Below are 20,351 nucleotides of genomic sequence, written 5' to 3' on the forward strand. Positions count from 1 at the left end.
CAGCTGGGGCTGCCTCCGGCAATCGTTCTTGTGCGCTCTTCGTTCCGGCGCTATTGGCCGTCTCGTCTCACAGCCTCTGCAGGACCCAGAACAATGGCTGAAAGGCGGAGTACTGCCACCGCGATATCCGATGACTGGCGAAAACCGGCGCCAATTCGGCGTTGCAGGCCGCGCTCAGGTGCTGCCTGAGATGCATCCACTTCCGACCCAGCTTGGTCAGCACGAATTTTCCGAGAAACCCGAGGTCCAGACACTGATCCAATGTATTCGCGTATTCGATGTGCAAGAGGGCAACCCACTCGTGCTGTGCAATAGGCGTGCGTCTGGCAGCTTCACGGAACCGGATGCTCTGGGGGGCTCCGCTTTCGAACATGCTGATGCGGCGAATGGAACAAAACAGATAAACCAATCGCTCGGCCTCTTCGCCAATCAAGGCACGAACCTCGTGCCGGTCATCCATGGTCAACGCATTGCGCTTGAAGCCGTCGGTGCCATACATGCTGTGGAACAGCCCGGCATAACATACCGGCTCGGGCAATCCCCAACGGCGCAGCAAACGGTAGGTTCCTTCCAAATGTGCGAGAAAGTGCCGCCCGGAGTGGAGCAGTTTGTCGGCGCCCAACCCCATCAGATACCGCCGGCAAGACTCGAATTTTTCATCGGTCGAGTGATGTGCTGTCTCGCTCATGCGATCTCTCCAATTTTCGCGAATTCCATGTGCATGCTGACTGCCGGAAGGCCAACTACGCTGTCTGGCTTTTCGTCAGCCACTGCCTCAGCAGCAATGGCGTGATGACCGTGGTCACCATGCCAACCACCAACAGCGCGGAATACAGCCCCTGATCGACCAGGCCGGCGTGATAGGCGATGCTGGCCACCACCAACTCCATCACGCCGCGCGCATTCATGATGGCGGCCACACCGAGCGCTTCCTGATGCGGCAGGCTTTTCATCCGCGCCATCACGTAACCGCCCAGTAGTTTGGATGCGATCGCGACCAGCACCAGGCCCACCACCAGCGACGCGTTATCCAACGCACCCAGCTTAAACTGGATTCCCTGATAAGCAAGGAACAATGGTCCAAACAGGCTGACGGTGATGACTTCGCAGGTGCGCTCCAACTTCTCGAAGTGCGCATCGCTGATCAGGTCGCGCGTGATCATCAGTGCGGCGAAAAACACGCCAATCACAAAGTGAAATCCAAGTAGCGCGCTGAGCGCGCCGAATGCGAACGTGAACAGCAGCGTCGCGATCAACACGGTATCGGGGTATTTCGAGTTGATCTTGCGAGCCGCGCGCAGTGCACTCAAACGCAAGCATGCGAAGTGACAGATCCCGACGAATGCGAGGAGCGCCCCCAACTTGGCCATCGAAATGCCCGCGGCTGGCAACCAACTCCCGACCGATGGCGTGGCCAGCGAGAGCACGACGCCGAGCACCATCAGCACGATGACATCGGACAACAGCGCACTCGCGATCGCCAATCTCGCGATGCTCGTGTCGAGCATGCCGAAGCTGCTCAAGATGCGCAGTGCGACCGGCAATGCCGTAACCGACAGACACAAGGTCACGACGAGCCCCGGGATCAACGCCATCCCCGTCAGCCAGGCGAACGCACCTGCCACGGCGGTCGAAATGGCGAACCCCACCAGCAGGGCAAACGAACTCTTGCCGCGAAAGACATCGAGCACGTGGTGCATGCGCATTTCGAGCCCGGCGGCAACCACGACGAAAAGCACGGACAAGTCGGAGATCGCGGCAAACGTCGGGCCGGCTTGCATCCAGTTCAGCACGGACGGCCCGAGCAGTATGCCCGCCAACATGTGACCAACCAGGGCGGGTTGACGCAGCCGCTCGGCCACCCAGCCTAACAGATGGGCGCCGATGAGCATCAAACACAAACCTTCGATAGGCGTCATGGGGAATTCGAAACCGTTCTGGTTGATCGTTCTGGAATGCGAAACCGTTTGCCGAGGGACGAGTTCATGTCAGCCAGCCGCTTCCCAAAGATCCCTGGCTACACGCCCGGTCGGCAAACCGCCGAGGATCTTGCCGACTCTTTCGAGAACCAGCTGCTGCTGCGAATGAATGAAGAAGTGGTCGCCGGAGAATTCCGTGAACTCGATGTCCCCGGATTCGAAGTTGGCACGCCATGCCTGGACCTCCGCCTCTGGAACATCCGTGTCGAGTCGCCCGCGGAAAATGGAGGCCGCCGATTTCAGCTTGATATCGGCGCGGTACTGGTGGGTCTCGTTCACCTTGAAGTCGGCGCGCAGGATTGGCACGAACAGGCTCATCAATTCCTTGTTGGTGAGCATCTCTTCGGGCGTGCCGTTGATGGAGCGCAACTCTTCGATGAACTCGTCGTACGGAAGATCGTGGGTGTTCGGGTGCACGCGCGGCAAATGCGGAGCGCGTCGGCCGGAGAGGATGATGTGCCGCAAGCCATCGATGCCGCGTCGCTGCAACTCCCTGGCCAGCTCGAAGCAGACCAGGGATCCGAAGCTGTGCCCGAAAAAGACAAACGGCAAATCGCGGAAGCCACGCAGCTCGTCGATGAGCCGCGCGACGATCTCGGCCATCGACTCGAGCGGCTTCTCGGCGACGCGGCTGCCGCGGCCAGGCAATTGCACCGCTACGACATCGACGCCCGCGAACGCATTTCCCCATGGTTTGAACACGCCGGCACTGCCACCGGCGTAGGGAAAGCAGAACAAGCGCAGCTTTGCCTGCGGATCGCGATTGAATCGCATGAACCACGGACTCTGCATCACAACTCCCAGACGCCGGCGGACGATTGTGTGTTGGTCGAATTGCCGCTGGCGCCATCCAGACCACGCGTCAACTCGCTCTCCGCATCGATGTATGCGCTCAGCTCGAATACGGTTTGCAGGTTGAAGATCTCTCGCAACGGGATTTCCATGTTGAACTGCTGACGCAACGCCGAAACCATGCGCGTCGCCAGCAGCGAATGACCGCCCAACTCGAAGAAGTTGTCGCGAATACCGACGCGATCCAGTTTCAGCAGCTCTTGCCAGACCGCGCAGATCCGGATCTCGGTGGGAGTGCCGGGCGCCACGTAGTTCTCACTGCCGTGCGCGGCGCCGACCGCCGGAAGTGCCTTGAGATTCCGCTTTCCATTCGGCAACAGCGGAATGACATCCAGCACGACGAACGCCGACGGCACCATGAACTCGGGAAGCTGGCTGCGAAGGTGGGCGCGCCATTCACTCGCCAACCCTGGCCGCTCGTCCGCCACGACGTACGCCACCAGTTGGGCAGGCTCATCACGAGCAATCACGATGACGTCTTTCACCGCGGCGTGACGACGCAACACAGCCTCGACTTCACCCGTTTCCACTCGGAATCCACGCACCTTGACCTGGTGGTCGATTCGGCCCACGTATTCCAGTTCACCATCCCGGCTCCAGCGCACGAGGTCTCCCGTCCGGTACAGACGCTCCGCGACGCCATCCGGGAACGTGTGCTGAATGAAGCGCTCGGCGGTCAGCTCCGGTCTGTTGAAGTACCCCGCTCCGACGCCGGGTCCGCCGATATGCAGTTCGCCCACCTCGCCAATAGCCGCCAACTGGCGGCTGGCATTCAACACGTACACGCGTACGTGCCGCGTTGCGTGTCCGATGGGCACGTTCAGATAGCCATCCATGGATTGATGGACATCGAACAAACTGGCGGTGACCGTGCACTCCGTCGGACCGTAGGTGTTGAGCACTCGCACCCTGGGTGACACGACGGATTGCCATTGGCGCACGGCGGTCTTCGACATCGCCTCGCCACCGATGATCAGCAGGCGGACATCGCTTTCGTTCAATGCCTCCAGTCCCGCCGGGCTGTAGCACAGCTGGTGCCAGAACGCAGTAGATAGACTCGCCACGGAGATTCGATGCTCGCGCATGAACTGGCAGAAAGCCCGGGGCCCCACGAGGAGCTCCTCGTTTCTCAGCACGAGGCAGCCGCCCGTGAGCAACGAATTGCAGAAATCGTCCATGAACATGTCGAAAGACAGCGTCGAGAACTGCAGCACCCGATCGTCCGCGTTCACTCCGTAGTCCTGTCGCGACACCTCGCAATACACGACGACATTGGCGTGCGTGATCAGCACACCTTTGGGCTCGCCCGTCGAGCCGGAGGTGTAGATCATGTACGCGGTGTTGCTGGAAGTGAGACCGCGGGCGCGCGGCTGCGGATTCTCCCGCGAACTCCGCGTCACGGCCTCGGGCGGTGCATCCAGGAACAGCAGCAGCGCGCCCGAGTCGCGCAGCTTTTCTTCCATGAACTTCTGCGTCAGCAGGCAACGCACGCCCGAATCCTTCAGCATGAAGGCGAGGCGCTGCCATGGGTAGTTTGAATCCAGGGGCACGTACCCGCCGCCGGCTTTCATCACCGCCATGATGGCGACGATGGCGTCGAGTGAACGCTCGACGCTGATGCCGACGAGTACGTCCGGGCCGACTCCCTGCTCCGCCAGATGGTGCGCCCATTGATTCGCGCGCTGGTTCAGCTCGCCATACGTCAGGGACTTCTGGCCATCGGTCACCGCCAGCGCGTCCGGGTGGGCGCGAACCAGCTCTTCGAACACTTCGTGGACACAACGATCCGACGCGTGGGCCGGGACCTGCCCGCACCACGTCGTCAACATCAGTTCCTGTTGCTTCGCCGTCAGCAGCGGCACGTGGCCCAAAGGCTGTTCCGGCCGGGCCACGACCGCACGCAGCAGCAGTTCGAAGCTCTCCGCCAGACGGGCGATCGTGTCGGGCTCGAACAGATCGACGCAGTATTCCCAGCTGCTCAGCAGCCCATCCGCGGTCGTGTCGATGGTCAGGCTCAGATCGAACTTGGCAACCTGATAACCGGTGTCCACGGTTTCGACGCGCAATCCCGGCAGAGCGAGCTCGGCATCGACGTTCTCCTGCAACGCGAACATCACCTGGAACACCGGGCTGTGGCTCAGGCTTCGTTCGGGCTGCAAAGCCGACACCAGCATTTCGAAAGGCACATCCTGGTGTTCATAGGCGTCCAGGGCGACTTTCCGGGTTTGCTCAAGCAATGCCGCGAACGATTTCTCCAGCGTCACTTCGTTGCGCAGGACCAGCGTGTTGACGAACAAACCGATGGCGGACGCCAACGCGGGATGCGCGCGGTTGGCGATGGGTGTGCCGATGAGGATGTCGGTCTCGTTGCCGTAACGCGCCAGCAGTGAGGCAAACGCCGCTTGCAACGTCATGAACAACGTCGTGCCATGCACCTGACTCAGCGCCTGCAACTGCGTGCTCAGCGCCTGGTCGATCGGGCGTCGATGCGTTGCGCCGGCGAAGCTCTGCGAAGCCGGTCGCGGCTTGTCCAGCGGCAGGCTATGCAGGGAGGGAATGCCCGCCAACTGTCGCGTCCAGTACGCGACTTGCCGCTCGAGCGTTTCACCTTGCAGCCAGCCGTGCTGCCAGTGCGCGAAATCGGCGTATTGCACGGAGAGCGGCGGCAACGGGTTCTCACCACCGCGGGCGAATGCACCGTAGAGCTTAACGAACTCGTCGATGAGTACGCCCATCGACGTGCCGTCGGAAGCGATGTGGTGCATCGTCAGCAGCAACACGTGCTCCGTGTCGCTCAACCTCACGATGCTGGCGCGGAGCATCTGACCCGTGCGCAGATCGAAGGGCTTTAATGCCTCCGCCGCCACCAGCGCACACACCCGGTCTTCGGTCGAACTACCCGCCGTCAGCACATGGATGTGCACCGGGGCCGGTTCATGGATGAACTGGCAAGGCTCGCCGCTTTCGGTGAGCTGATAGCTCGTGCGCAAGATCTCGTGCCGGCCAACGATCGCGTCCAGCGTTGCCTGGAGCGCGTCGAAATCCAGGTGGCCGTGCAGACGGATCGCAAGCGGCATGTTGTATTCGCTGCTGCTGTGATCCATTTGATCGATGAACCACAAGCGCTGCTGCGCGAATGACAGGGGCAGTGGCCACTGGTCGCGCGGCAACAGCTCGATGGCCGGCTGCCGCATCTGCTTTTCTTTCGCCGCGATCACGAGCGCCTGGGCGCGCAGTTGGGCGTTTTCGAACAGCTCACGCAGGGTTACCTGGACGCCGAATTTTTCCTGGATGGCGAACTCGAGCCGCACAACGGTCAGCGAGTTGCCACCCAACGCGAAGAAGCTGTCCAGCGCGCCGATCCGGGGACGCTCCAGCAATTCTTGCCAGATGGCAGCGAGCGCTCGTTCGGTCGGAGTCTCTGGCGCCACGTATGCCAACGTCTCCAGCCAATGAGGCTCCGGCAACCGTTGGACATCGACCTGGCCATCCGGCAGCCGCGGCAACGCCGGGAGCATCTTGAATCCGGCTGGCACCATCGCGTCCGGCAGATGGTCCTGCAGATACCGACGCAGGACCTGGAGCGCATCCAGTTCGCGTTCGGGCATGTGCTCCGGCACCAGCCAGGCGACCAGACGTGCGCTGTCTTCGTCGCCGCTCCGGAGCACGCAGGTCTCGCGCATTCCTGGCCAGGCATTCAGCTGCCGGCGCACCTGCGCCAGTCCGAAGGTTTGCCCGCGAATGCACACGCGGTCGCGCACTCGCCCGAGCAACTCCAGGCGCCCATCAACCAACCACCGCGCCAGTTCCCCGGTGCGATTGAGGCGGCCGTCCGGTTCCTTGGAATACAGCTCACCGGTTACGCCGAGCGGCAGGTGACGCAGCTTCGCGTCCAGGACGTACACCGGCCTTTCGTGAAGACCCGCCAACAAAGCCTCGGTGTCGCCATCCGCGTCGGCGACATCGGGGCGCGTTGCACTCGTCAGGCGCCGCGCGCCTGCCTGCGCTTCCTCGATGCCCGTCAACATCGGCAACTGCGACACGGTCTTGCCTCGAGCGTTGGCAATGCCGCTCAGAATCTCCCGGAAGTGCCCGAGCAGGTTGACGAGCGTCGCGGACGCGTATTGATCCGCGCGGTAGGTCAGGCGGAAGGACAGTTCGTCCAGCAACTGCGCGCTCAACGTGAGCCCGTAGTTAGTCTGCTCGTCACCTTGCATCGCCTCGACGCGCAGGTCTTGCTCGGCGCCCGGCATTTCAGGCGCCGGCAGATTGTTGAAGGCCAACAGTGTTTCGAAAAGCGCCTGGCCACGCGAAAGGTGGCTCAAACCCTGAATTTCCAGCAGTGGCAGATACGCGAACGCCTCGCGCTCGACGCTGTCGCGATGCAGGTTCTGCAACCACGTCACGACCTCCACATCCGCCGCGAAATCCATGCGCACCGGCAGCGTATTGATGAACAAGCCGACCATGTGCTCGACCTGCGGCAAGGTCGCCGGACGACCCGAGATGGTTTCCCCGAACAGGATGCTGTCGCGGCCGCTGTAGCGATGGACGAGATAGCCCCAGGCACCCTGGATCAGGACATGCATGGTGACTTGGTTGCTCTTCGCGAATTCCTGCAATTGCCGCGTCAGCTCGACACCGAAGTTCAGGCGCTGCTCGTCGTACTCCGCCATGGTCGAGTCGGAGACGCCGGCGATACCCAGCTCCGTGGAGCTGCGGATGTCGCCGACACGCTGTTGCCAGTACTGCCAGGCAGCCGCGCGCTCCTGACGCGCAAGCCAGGCGACGTAGGTCGAATACGGAACGGGCGCGCGCAACTCCGCCGCGCGCTTCTGCAAGAGAGCCTGATAGACGCGCATCAGCTCATCGAACAACACCATCTGCGACCAGGCATCCATGAGCGCGTGGTGATAGGAAACCAGCAGCCGGGTACGCGTGTCGGTCAGGCGCATGGCCGCCAGGCGCAACAACGGCGCCTGGGTGAGATCGAAGCCCTGCTTCTTGTCCGCTCGACAGTACTGCAGGAAATTTTCGGTCTGCTGCTCGACATCGAGGTCGCGCCAATCGAACGCCTGCCAGTTCACGCTCGCATGCGCGCGCACCAACTGGACGAGCCGATCGCCAATGAAGATCGTGCGGAAGATGTCATGCCGCTCGACGATCTGTTGCCAGGCGCTGCGGAAGACATCCTGGTCGAGCACTCCCACCAGGGACAGATCGAGCTGCGTTACGTAAGCGCCGCCCGCGACGAGCTCGTGGAAGATCAGGCCCTGTTGCATCGCCGTGGAAGCGTAGAGCTGCTGCAGATCCGGATACGTCCGCTGCCATTCCCGCAATTGCGGCAGCGTGACCTGCGCCAGCGGGAAATCGCTGGGCGTGTAGTGAACGTCCCGCGTTTCGCGACAGTGCGCGATGATCTCCAGCAACGCCGACCGGATCTCATCCACCAACACCTGCATGTGCGCGGTGTCGTGCTCCAGGCCATTGAAGCCCATGGCGAACGACAGGCGGCCGGTGCTGATCAACGCCGTAATCTCCGCAGCGTGCTCACGCCGGCGACGCGGACTCACTGCATGCCCTGCAAATTCCGTGGCGAAAGCGATGCCATCCGCCTCGGATTGATCGAACTGCCCCAGGTAGTTGAACAGGATGTCGTTGCGAGGCGTCGATGGCGCCAAGGCATCCGCCCTCGCCAGATGCCGCAACAAACCGTAACCGATGCCTTTCGCGGGCACGGCACGCACCTGTTCCTTGACGTGCATGACGAGGTCACCCACGGACGACGTCGTCGGTGCCCGCAGTGCGAGCGGGTACAGACTGGTCAGCCAACCCACCGTCTCGCTGTGATCAATGCCATTGCTCAAAGGTTCGCGGCCATGACCTTCCACGCTGAACAGCAGCGTCGACACGTCGCCCCAGCGCTGGAACCCGCGCAGGACGGCTGCCAACAGCAGCTCTGGCGTTTCCGTGCGGTACGCGCGATGGCAGGCCTTCAACAGCGCATCGGTGTCTTCCGCATCGAGCTCGAACGAAACGACGCGCGTCGCCGCATTGCTCTGGTCGACGGCTCCAGCGGCGGCGACCGGCAGCGGCGAACCCGCCAACTGCTCCTGCCAATAGCCCAATTCGCTCCGGACGCTTTCACTCCGGGCGTGCTGCTCGAGAAAGCTGCCCCACTCCTGCAGTGAGGACCGCTTCTTCGCCAGCGCCACCTCGCCGCGTCCCTGGCGCAATTGCCGATAACCCTGCTCCAAATCCGACAGCAGCACACGCCAGGAAATACCATCGATGATCAGGTGATGCGCGATCAACAACAGGCGACGGAATCCGGCCCCCCCCTCGAACATCACCGCCCGGAACAACGGCCCATCGCTCAGTGACAAGCTGGCCTGCATGCGCTCGCCGATGCGCGCGATTTCCGCGCGCCACTCCGCCTCGCTCACGCCTCGCAAATCCTCGAATGCGATCGATGCCCGCACCATCGCCGAATCGAAATCGCGATACTCGCCGTGCCAGACGCCGTCCCGCTGCGTGAAGCGCAGGCGCAGGGCGTCATGGCGCTGATAAAGCGCGGTCACCCACGAGGCCAACTGCTCCTCGTTCAGCGAATCCGTCACCTTCAGGAGCACTGACTGGTTGTAATGATGGCGATCGATGGCGTCATCACTGCCCAGGAACCAGCGCTGGATCGGCAACAACTTCTGGACACCCGTGACCGCTTTCTGCGATTGAATGACTCCCTGGCCCTGCCGCGCGTGCGGCGCCAGTTCACGAATAGTCTGGTGCTGGATCAATTGCTGGACGGTCACCAGGATGCCTTGCGACGTGCAGCGAGCGATCAGGCGAATCGCGAGGATCGAGTCTCCACCGAGGCTGAAGAAATTGTCCGTGACGCCCACTCGATCCAGGCCCAGCACGGATTGCCAGATCGCGCACAGTTCCTCTTCCAGCAGGCTTTGTGGCGCGACGTAGTCGGCCAGCAGCGCGCCATCCATCTCGGGATCCGGCAGCGCCTTGCGATCGATTTTCCCGTTGGGCGTCAGTGGCAACGCGGCCAGCGTCACGATGGCGGATGGCACCATGATTTCCGGCAGATGCTGTCGCAGGTACGCCTTCAGCACATCCGATGTGATCGATGCCTTCAGCACGACATACGCAATCAGTTGTTTGGGCTCGCCGCGCGCGATCACCACGACCTGTGCGATTGCCGCATGCGAAGACAACGTGCTCTCGATCTCGCCCAGCTCGATGCGATGACCGCGGATCTTCACCTGATGGTCGATGCGCCCCACGTAGTGCAATCGACCATCGGCCGAGCGACGCACTGAATCTCCCGTCCGGTAAACGCGTCCACCGTGTTCCGGCATTTCGCCCGCGAATGGATTGGCGAGGAATCGTTCCTGGGTCAACGCTTCGCGCTCGAAGTAGCCACGCGCCACGCCGTCGCCGGCGATCAGCAATTCGCCGACCGCGCCCGTCGGCGTGAGCTGCTGTCGACCGTTGACGACGTAGAGCTGGGTATTCGCCAGCGGCTCGCCCAGGTGCACATCTCCGCCCGAAACTTCCGCGACGGACGACCAGATTGTGGTCTCGGTCGGGCCGTACATGTTGAAGATCTGGCCCGGCACCACGGCCTCGAGCGCGTTCGCGAGCTCGGTGGGCAGAGCTTCGCCGCCAACCAGCAATTGCCGCAACCCACCGAGCGCCTGCCGCCCGCCTTCGTCGATGACGAGTTCGCGCGCATAGGAAGGCGTGCATTGCATATGGGTGACGCGATGCCGCTGAATCAACTCGAACGGCGAAGCCGATTTCTTCAGTCGCTTCGCCAGCAAGCGCTGCTGCGCGCTATGTTGGCGCAGGCTCGACTGCATCCGCTTCAACAGCGGCAGATGCGCGACGACGTTGGTATGCTCGACACCGAAATCAATCAGGCACGCGACTTCATCGATGCCCAGCCGTCGGAGTTCTTGCGCCCGTCGGCAACAGGATTCGACGGTGCCGAACAATCCGCTGCGCGCGAAATGATGCTCAAAGCCCAGCGCCAGAAGCTCATCGACATCGGTGCGGACATCGAGACCTGCCTGTTCCGCCAAAGGCTTGAGCAAATCCAATGACTGGCGGAAGTAATTCTTCAGCGGCTGCTCGACGACCCGCTTGACCGACTCGGCATCTTCTCCGACGAAGGTATGCAGCATCAGCGCGATGCGGCCCGCGTCGAAGCCTGCGTCCGCGCGTGCCTGCCGATAGATCCTGATCTTCTCGCTGAGCGCTTCTTCGCTTTGCCCCAGCATGTGCGTCAACACATTGGCGCCGATGGAACCGGCATAGCGGAAAGTTTCCGGACTGCCGCCCGCCGTGATCCAGATCGGCAATGCGGCCTGGATCGGCTTCGGATGCAGATGCACCGTCACCGGCTTTCCGACGCCGTTGGTGCGCTCGATGCCCTCTCCGCGCCAGAAGCGACACAAAGTGTCGATTCCTTCTTTCATCACCTCGTAGCGTTTCGCGTAGTTCTGCGGAGCGAAGACGAAATCATTGGGGTGCCATCCCGAAGCGATGGAGAGCTCCACGCGACCGCCGGAAATGTTGTCGACCATCGACCACTCTTCCGCGACCCGGATCGGATCGTGCAGCGGCAGCACGACGCTGCCGGAGCGGATCGGAACATTGCGGGTGACCGCGGCGATAGCGGCGGCGGCGATCGACGGATTCGGGAAGGGATCACCGAAGTTGGCGAAATGCCGCTCGGGCACCCACACGCCGGCGAGACCGTGGCTGTCGGTAAACCGCGCTCCATCCAGCAGCAGTTGGTACTTGTCGGTGGCGCGACTGTCTTCGGCCGCGAAATAGAACAAACTGAAATCGATCTCGCCGATCTCCGCGACCGGCATCGGACGTTCCGCCTGCAACACCACATGGTGGCCACGCGACAGTGTCCAGAACAACTCGAGTACCGAAATATCGAAACTGATGCTGGTGACTGCCAGCCACGTCTGCGCAGCGGCAGACACCCCCAGACGCTGATCGAGCCCCGTGAAGAAATTGATCACGTTGCGGTGTTCGATCATGACTCCCTTCGGCTTGCCGGTGGAGCCCGAGGTGTAGATCAGATAGGCCAGATTCGCCGGGCCGAGTGTGGGCACCGCGGGAGCTTCGCTGGCCGGCAGTGCCGACAGATTGGCCCAGAGAGCCGGGTCGTCCAGGCACAACGTCTGGCATTGCGCTGGAACGGAGAACATCGGCACGACGTCGCTCTGCGTGAGCAGCCACGAAGCGCCCGAATCGTGCAGCATATAGTGTAGGCGTTCGAGCGGATAGCCAGGATCGAGCGGCACGTACGCGGCGCCGGCCTTGAGTGTGGCCAGCAACGCAACGAGCATTTCCGGCGAACGCTCGATGCACACTCCAATTCGGTCCTCCGCCTGCTGGCCGCGATCGCGCAGGTACTGCGCCAGCTGATTGGCGCGCTCGTCGAGCTCACGGTAGCTCAGGCCGCCGGTCTCACTACTCACGGCAGGCGCGTCGGGCGTGCGCCGCACTTGCAACTCGAATGCTTCATGCACGAGTTGCGCGCACGGATAATCGCAGGCGCTGTCGTTCCAGGTTCGCAGCAGGGTCCGGCGCTCGGCGGCGCCCAGCAAGGCGAGTTCGTCAATCGGTGTCTCCGGCGCCGCGGCGATTGCCTGCAGCAACACCTCGAAGTTCTCCGACAGGCGCAGGATCGTTTCGCGTTCGAACAGATCCGTGCAGTACTCCCAATCGATCCGCAGGCCGTTCTCGTGTTCTGCCACGCTCAGGCTGAGATCGTATTTCGCGATGCCACGGTCGTAGTCGAGTGTCCGCACGCTCAGATCCGGCAGCGCCAACTCGACAGCGTCATTGTTCTGGACCGTGAACATGACCTGGAACAACGGCGTGTGGCTGATCGTTCGTTCGGGGCGCAGCGCGTCCACCAGCATCTCGAACGGGAGATGCTGGTGTTCGTATGCGCCCAGCACCATTTCCCTGACGCGCGCGAGCAACGCCGTGAACCCGGGATTGCCGGACAGGTCGTTGCGCAACACCAGTGTGTTCAGGAAGAAGCCGATCATGGGCGCGAGCTCGGCGCCTGGCCGATTCGCGACGGGAGTGCCGATGACGATGTCCGACTCGCCGCTGTAGCGCCCCAGCAGTACCGAGAACGCCGCCTGCATGAGCATGAAGAGCGTGCAGTCTTGGCGACGACTGAGCCCCAGCAAACTTTCGCTGAGATTTTTGTCGAGCGATTGACTGACCAGCGCCCCCGCCACGCTTTGTTTCTCGGGTCGCTTCTTGTCGAGCGGAAAACTGTGCACCACCGGCAGGCCGGCGAGCTGCCGCGTCCAATACGCCAGCATTCGCTGCACGTTGTCGCCGCTGAGTTGCTGCCGCTGCCATTGCGCGAAATCCGCGTACTGGACGGGCAATGCCGGTAACGTCGACGAAGCGGCCCCGCTATGCGCGGCATAGAGCGTCATGAACTCGCGCGCGAGCACCGCCAGCGACCAACCGTCACCCGCGATGTGATGCAGATTCAGCAAGAGCACGTGATGGCTCTCGTCGAAGCGAACCAGGGTCGCTCTGAGCATCGGGTCGCGAGACAGATCGAAGACCTTCCCGCCATCCGCGAGGGCCAGCTCGTGCAAACGTTGCTCTTGCTCTTCGCGCGCGAGCTGGGTCAACTCGATCACACCGATTTCAAGCGGGCGCGCTGCCTCGATGATCTGCACGCCTTCGCCATTCGCATCGTTGGCGTAGACCGTGCGGAGAATTTCGTGTCGCGCGACGACCGCGCTCAATGCCTGCGTCAGCGCGTTCCGATCCAGCGCGCCGAGCAGACGCAACGCCATGGGAATGTTGTACTGGCTGCGAAACTCGTCATTGCCTCGATCCAATTGATCGATGACCCACAAGCGTCGCTGCGCGAACGACAGCGGCAAGGGGCCCCCGTCGCGCGGCGTCGGCACCACGCTCTGCAAGGTGCCGCGCGGCGCCCGCTCGATGGCGGCAGCCAGCTCGCGGATCGTGGGATGCTCGAAGATCGACCGCAGCGCCAGTTCGGCACCCGTCTTGGAACGCAACTCGGCAACGACCCGGGCCGCCAGCAGTGAGTGGCCTCCCAGCTCGAAGAAGTTGTCGTGACGACCGACGCGCACAACCCCCAGCAGTTGCTGCCAGATTTCCGCCATCGCGACTTCGTCGCTGGTGTGCGGCGCTTCGTATTCACGTCGATCCAGAGCATCGCTGTCCGGCATCGGCAGCGCCTTGCGATCCAGCTTGCCATTCGAGGTCAAAGCGAAGGCATCGAGCATCACGAACGCGCCGGGCACCATGTAGTCCGGCAACTGCGTTCTCAGCTCCGACCGCAGAACTTCCGTGGACACGTGCGCGCCGGCGACTGGCGTGAAATAGGCCACCAACCGCTTGTCACCCGGCACGTCTTCGCGCGCCAGCACCGCGACTTCGCGCACACCGGCGCACGCAGCGAGCTTGGCTTCGATCTCGCCCAGTTCGATGCGAAAGCCGCGGATCTTGACCTGAAAATCGTTGCGTCCCAGGTATTCGATGTTTCCGTCCGGCAGCCAGCGCGCGAGGTCCCCGGTCTTGTACATGCGCGCGGCCGACACATCCGAAAACGGATCCTTCAGGAAACGCGCCGCGGTCAATTCCGCGCGATTCAGATAGCCACGCGCTACACCGACACCGCCAATGTAGAGTTCTCCCGTGACGCCGATGGGCACCGGAGCGCCCTGCTGGTCCAGGATGTACATCTTCGTGTTTGCGATCGGGCGACCGATGATCGGCGCTTCACCTGCCTCGGGCAGAGCGCACTCGGTGGCATAGACCGTGGCTTCCGTCGGACCGTATGCGTTGATGAAGCGAATCGACCGCGACGCCCGCAATGTTTTCCACATCGCGCCGTTGATGGCTTCGCCGGCGACCACCACCAATTTCAAGGCGGTATCGTCGCCCTCCTCGAGAAGCCCAGCTTTGAGCAGGGTATCGAGCTGCATCGGCGTGCAATCGAATGCTTCGATGCGGTGCTGACGGATGTAGCGCAAGAACAGATTCGCATCGAGGCGCGCGGCTTGAGGAATGACGACGACCGTTCGTCCGGACAAGAGCTGGACCAAGCCCTGTACGGAGACGTCGAAAGTGATGGGCGCGTTTTGTGCGACCCGCGCGTTCGATGGCAGGTCGTGGAAAATCGTCTTTTCCATGCTTGCCCACAAGTTGATGACCGACGCGTGCTCGACCATCACGCCTTTCGGTTGCCCGGTGGAGCCCGATGTGTAGATCACGTACGCGAGATGCCGCGACGTAACCCCGAAGCCCCGGGCCGCCGGATTTTGCGTGGAGTATGCTTCGAGCTCTTCGGGTGCTCCATCCAGCATCAAGGTGGGCAAAGCATCGCTGCGCACGCGATCGTGTAGTGCCCGCTGCGTCAGCAGGACCTTGGGCGCACTGTCGGCGAGCATGAAGGCCAGTCGCTCGGGAGGATGGGCCGGATCGAGCGGAACGTAGCCGGCCCCGGACTTCAATATGCCCAACAACCCGACGATCATGTCCAGACTACGTTCGACGCAGATGGCCACGCGGTCATCGGGTCGCACGCCTTGCCCAACCAAGTAGTGCGCCAGCCGGTTCGCGCGCTCGTTGAGCTCGGCATAGCTGAGTGATTGCGACTCGAAGACTACCGCGGTGACATCCGGGTTGGCGGCGACGCAGGCTTCGAATTGCTCGTGGATGAACGAGTCGCTCGGCTTTTCCGCCGGGACGTCATTGAAATCCACGAGCACGCGACGTTGCTCCGCTTGCGTCAGCAGCGGCAGCGTGGCGACACGTGTGGCATCGTTCGCCGTCATGCCCTCGAGCAACGTCAGGAAATGCGCCGCGAAGCGCTCGACGGTTGCGCGATCGAACAAGTCGCAGGCGTACTCCAGCTCGCCGGTGAGCCCCGTGTTGTCATCGCTCAGCAACAACGACAAGTCGAAATGCGCCGTGGTGTGCGGCGCCGCGAGGGGAGTCAACGTCAGACCGGGCAACGCCAAACCGCCTTGCAAGGCAAGCTCGCTGTCCGGCGTGTTGTCCATCGCGAGCATGGCCTGGAACAGCGGGCTGTAGCTCAGGCTGCGCACCGGGTGCAACGCTTCCACGACCTGATCGAACGGAAGTTCCTGGTGACTGAATGCCGCGAGGGCGCTCGCCTTCACCTGTGCCAGCAAGTCGCGAACGCTCGGGTTGTCGTCCAGGCGCACGCGCAGTGCGAGCGTGTTGACGAAGAATCCGATCACGCTCTCCATTTCGCGGCGCTGACGGTTGGCCACCGGAGTGCCGATGACCACATCCTGTTGGCCGCTCAGTCGCGCCAGCAACACCGACCACCCCGCCATCAACGTCATGAACAGCGTCACTCCCTGACGCTGTGACAATGCCCGCAGGCGGGCGGTGAGCTCCGGCGAGATGTCCACCCGCACCATACCACCCTGGTAGCCAGGCATCGACGGACGTGCACGATCGGTCGGCAGCGCGAGCAACGGCGGCGCGCCGCGCAGATGTCCGCGCCAGAAATCGATCTGTCGCTCGAGTTCCTCGCCCTGCAACCACTGGCGCTGCCATGCCGCGTAATCGGCGTATTGAAATTCCAGCGCCGGCAGCGGGTCCGCCTTGCCCGTGCTGAACGCGGCATACAGCGTCGCCACTTCACGCACCATCACGCCCACCGACCAGCCGTCGCTGACGAGGTGATGCTGGGAGAACAGGAGGACGTGTTCCTCCTGCGACAGACGCAACAGGCGTCCGCGGATGAGCGGGCCCGTCGCCAGATCGAATGGCGCGCTCGCCGAATCGGCGGCTTCCGCCGCGACGGTTCGTTCACGCTCCGCGTGCGCGAGATGACTCAGATCTTTTTCGGTCAGGGCGAAACCGACATCCGCCGGCGCCATCACCTGGTGCGGCACTCCGTCCACGGTGACGAAGCGCACGCGCAGTCCTTCCTGTCGCGCCATCATGCGGTCGAGCGCGGCCTGCAGCACGCTTCGATCGAGCTTGCCCGTCAGGCGCAGTGCCGCTGGCATGTGATAGGCGGCACTCGCCACCGGATCCATCTGCGCGATGAACCACAGGCGTTGCTGGGCGAACGACAGCGGCAGTGGCCGACCATCGCGCGGCGCGGGCGTGAGCGGCGGTAGTGAGGACTGCCCTCCCTTCCCCGCGATGTGCTGCGCCATCACGTCCAGTTCCGCGTGCTCAAACAACTCGCGTAGTGGCACTTCGAAGCCCAGTCGATCCTCGATAAGGAACGCCAGCTGCACGGTGAGCAGCGAATGCCCACCCATCTGGAAGAAGTGATCGTGACGCCCCACTGCTTCGGCACCGAGCAGCTTTTGCCAGATGGCCGCGAGGACTTCCTCGATCTCGCCTCGCGGGGCTTCGAATTGCCGGCGCACCAGCGCGTTGTCTTCGGGAGCGGGCAAAGCGTGGCGATCCAGTTTGCCGTTGGGTGTCAGAGGGAACGCGTCGAGCACGACGAACGCGCTCGGCACCATGTAGTCCGGCAATTGCGCGGCCAACTCCTCGCGCAAGTTCGATGCCGACAGGATCGCGCCGGCCTTGGCCGATAAATAGGCAATGAGACGCTTGTTGCCCTGGGCGTCCTCGCTCGCCAGCACGGCGGCTTCGCCGACACCCGCGCACTTCGCCAGCGTGGCTTCGATCTCGCCCAGCTCCACGCGGAAACCGCGGATCTTCACCTGGAAATCGTTGCGACTGACGAACTCGAGGTTGCCGTCCGGCAGCCAGCGCACGATGTCGCCGGTCTTGTACATGCGCGCACCCGGAACATCCGAGAACGGATCTTCGAGGAAGCGCTCGGCAGTCAACTCCGGACGGTTGAGGAAGCCACGCGCGATGCCCACACCCGCAGCGTACAGCTCTCCGGGGACGCCGATCGGCGTGAGAACGCGCTGGCTGTTCAACACGTACGCCTTCATGTTCGCGATCGGACGGCCAATCGGCACGCCGTCGCCGTTCGAGGCGGCCCGCCCCTTGTTGCAGTCGAACATCGTGCACGCGACCGACGTCTCCGTCGGGCCGTATTCGTTGAAGACGATGGCGTTGGGTAGAACGCGCTCGCGGAATTTCTGCAGCCCTCTCCAGGTCAGCAGTTCGCCGCCCATCGCCAATACATGCGGGGTCAGGCTAGGCGATTCGGAAGTCATCTCGACCAGCGCCTCGAGGTGCGCGGGCGCGATGCTGAACAACCAGGGAGTGGACTGCCGGCAGTACTCATGCAGCTGCGTCAGGCAGTGATGGTTTTCATCCGGCAGCAGCACCAGTTGCTTGCCGCACAGGAGCGGCGTGATCAACGTGGTGATGGACGAATCGAAATTGAATGGCGTGGTCACCACGGCACCCGCCGTGCCTTCCGGCAGGTAGTGCTGCAACGCGTGGTGAAAGTAATTGAGCACGCCCTGGTGCAGGGCCGCGACGCCCTTAGGCATGCCGGTCGAACCCGATGTATAGATCAAATATATAAGGTGTCCTGGCGCGAGCCCTCGGCGCCGGGCATCCGGGTTCGTCGTCGGCTGGGCGGCCAGTTCGCCTTCCGCGGCATCCAAGGCCAGGGTCGGTATCGAATGGGACGGCAGTCGCTCCCGTACTGCTTGCTGAATCAGCAGCATCTTCGGCGCGCTGTCCGCCAGCACGTATGCGAGCCGTTCGCGCGGATAGGTCGGGTCCAGCGGCACGTAGACGCCGCCCGCCTTCAGCACCCCGAGAATTCCCACCATCATGTCCAGCGATCGTTCGAGGCAGATCGCCACGCACACATCCGGGCCCACGCCCTGCGAAATCAGGTAATGCGCCAGCCGGTTCGCACGCGCGTTGAGTTCGGCGTAGCTTAGCGACTGGTTTTCGTACGTCGCCGCGATCGCATCCGGCCGTGCCGCGACTTGGGCCTCGAATTGTTCATGGACGAACGCGTCATCCGGGAGGACCAGCGCGGTATCGTTGAAGTCCACGAGCAGTTGCCGTTCCTGCTCCGCGGTGAGCAGCGGCAGCGCCGCCACGTGGGCGTCATCGCTCGCGACCATGCCCTCGATCAGGGTGACGAAATGACCGGCGAAGCGTTCCACCGTCGCGCGCTCGAACAGGTCGCTGGCGTACTCGATCTCGCCCGAATAGCCCTCTTCGCCATCGCTTAGCGCGAGGGACACGTCGAAATGCGCGGATGCGCGCGGCACGTCCAACGGGGTTAGGTTCACGCCCGGCAACGTCATCGTGCGTTCCACCGCCACCTTGTCGAAGATGAACACGGACTGGAACAGCGGGCTGTAGCTCAGGCTGCGTGCTGGTTGCACCGCTTCGACGACCTGATCGAAGGGCAGCTCCTGATGCCCGAACGCCGCGAGCGCGGTGCCCTTCACCTGTGCCAGCAACTCACGCACGCTCGGATTGCCTTCCAGCCGCACGCGCAGTGCCAGCGTGTTGACGAAGAATCCGATGAGGCCTTCCACTTCCCGTCGCTGGCGATTCGCCACGGGCGTGCCGATGACCACCTCGTTCTGATCGCTCAACCTCGCCATCAGTACCGACCACGTCGCCAGCAGCATCATGAAGTCGGTGACACCATGGCGCTGCGCCAACGAGCGCACGCGGGCACTGAGTTCCTTCGAAATCCGGATCGGTACCTGCGCGCCGGAATAGCTAGGCATCGCGGGGCGCGCACGATCGACCGGGAGTGTGAGCAACGCCGGTGCACCGGTCAAATGCTCGCGCCAGAACTCGAGCTGACGCTGCAGCTCCTCACCCTTCAGCCAATCACGCTGCCAGGCGGCGTAGTCGGCGTACTGGATTTCCAATGCAGGCAGTGAATCCGACGCGCCCTGGCTGAAGGCTCCATACAGCGCGACCACTTCCCGCACCAACACACCGATCGACCAACCGTCACTGATGAGATGGTGTTGGGTGACGAGCAGCACGTGCTCGTCTTCCGCCAACCGCAGCAAGCGTCCACGGATCAGAGGTCCTGCCGCGAGATCGAACGAGGCACGCGACTCTTCGACACACTCCGCCTTCACCGCTTGCTCGCGCAGGTCCTCTGCGAGATGCGTCAAGTTGGTTTCGATCAGGGCAAAGCCGACCCCGTCCGGCGCGATCACCTGGTGTGGTACTCCGTCGAGCAGGACGAAGCGCGTACGCAGACCTTCCTGACGTGCCATCAATCGATCGAGCGCAGCGCGCAACGCCGCGCGATCCAGCCGTCCGGTCAAACGCAGCGCCGCCGGAATGTGATACGCCCCGCTCGCCGCGGAATCGAGTTGCGCGATGAACCACAAGCGTTGCTGGGCAAAGGACAACGGCAACGGGCGATTGCGATCCACCCGGGGAATAACATTGCGCGCGTTTCCACCGCCGCGCGTGCCCGCCTCTCTCTCGATTTTTTTCCGTAGCGCTGCTCGCAGCAGTCCTTCGCGCGTGGGTAGTTGGGCGGACACG

General features: G+C 62.9%; 4 protein-coding genes. All 4 read right to left on the reverse strand.

The features are described 5' to 3' along the window. Positions 1-67 precede the first annotated feature (67 nt). Positions 68-688: a DUF6817 domain-containing protein gene (locus FFS30_RS22640; RefSeq protein ID WP_137915477.1), complete on the reverse strand. Its 621-nt coding sequence runs from the start codon at positions 686-688 to the stop codon at positions 68-70. 55 nt (positions 689-743) lie between these two features. Continuing rightward, a complete protein-coding gene (locus tag FFS30_RS22645; RefSeq protein WP_137915478.1) occupies positions 744-1,919 on the reverse strand; it encodes a cation:proton antiporter in 1,176 nt (391 codons plus the stop codon). 69 nt (positions 1,920-1,988) lie between these two features. Then, on the reverse strand, positions 1,989-2,771 hold the full coding sequence (locus FFS30_RS22650) for an alpha/beta fold hydrolase (protein WP_137915479.1): 783 nt from the start codon (positions 2,769-2,771) through the stop codon (positions 1,989-1,991). Beyond that, positions 2,771-20,350, reverse strand: coding sequence for a non-ribosomal peptide synthase/polyketide synthase (locus FFS30_RS22655; RefSeq protein WP_137915480.1), 17,580 nt, complete (start codon positions 20,348-20,350; stop codon positions 2,771-2,773). Before FFS30_RS22655 ends, FFS30_RS22650 begins: the two co-directional genes overlap by 1 nt. Position 20,351 lies beyond the last annotated feature (1 nt).

Origin of the sequence: Rudaea sp. 3F27F6 (genome assembly GCF_005503555.1) — a bacterium.
Taxonomy (GTDB): domain Bacteria; phylum Pseudomonadota; class Gammaproteobacteria; order Xanthomonadales; family Rhodanobacteraceae; genus Rudaea.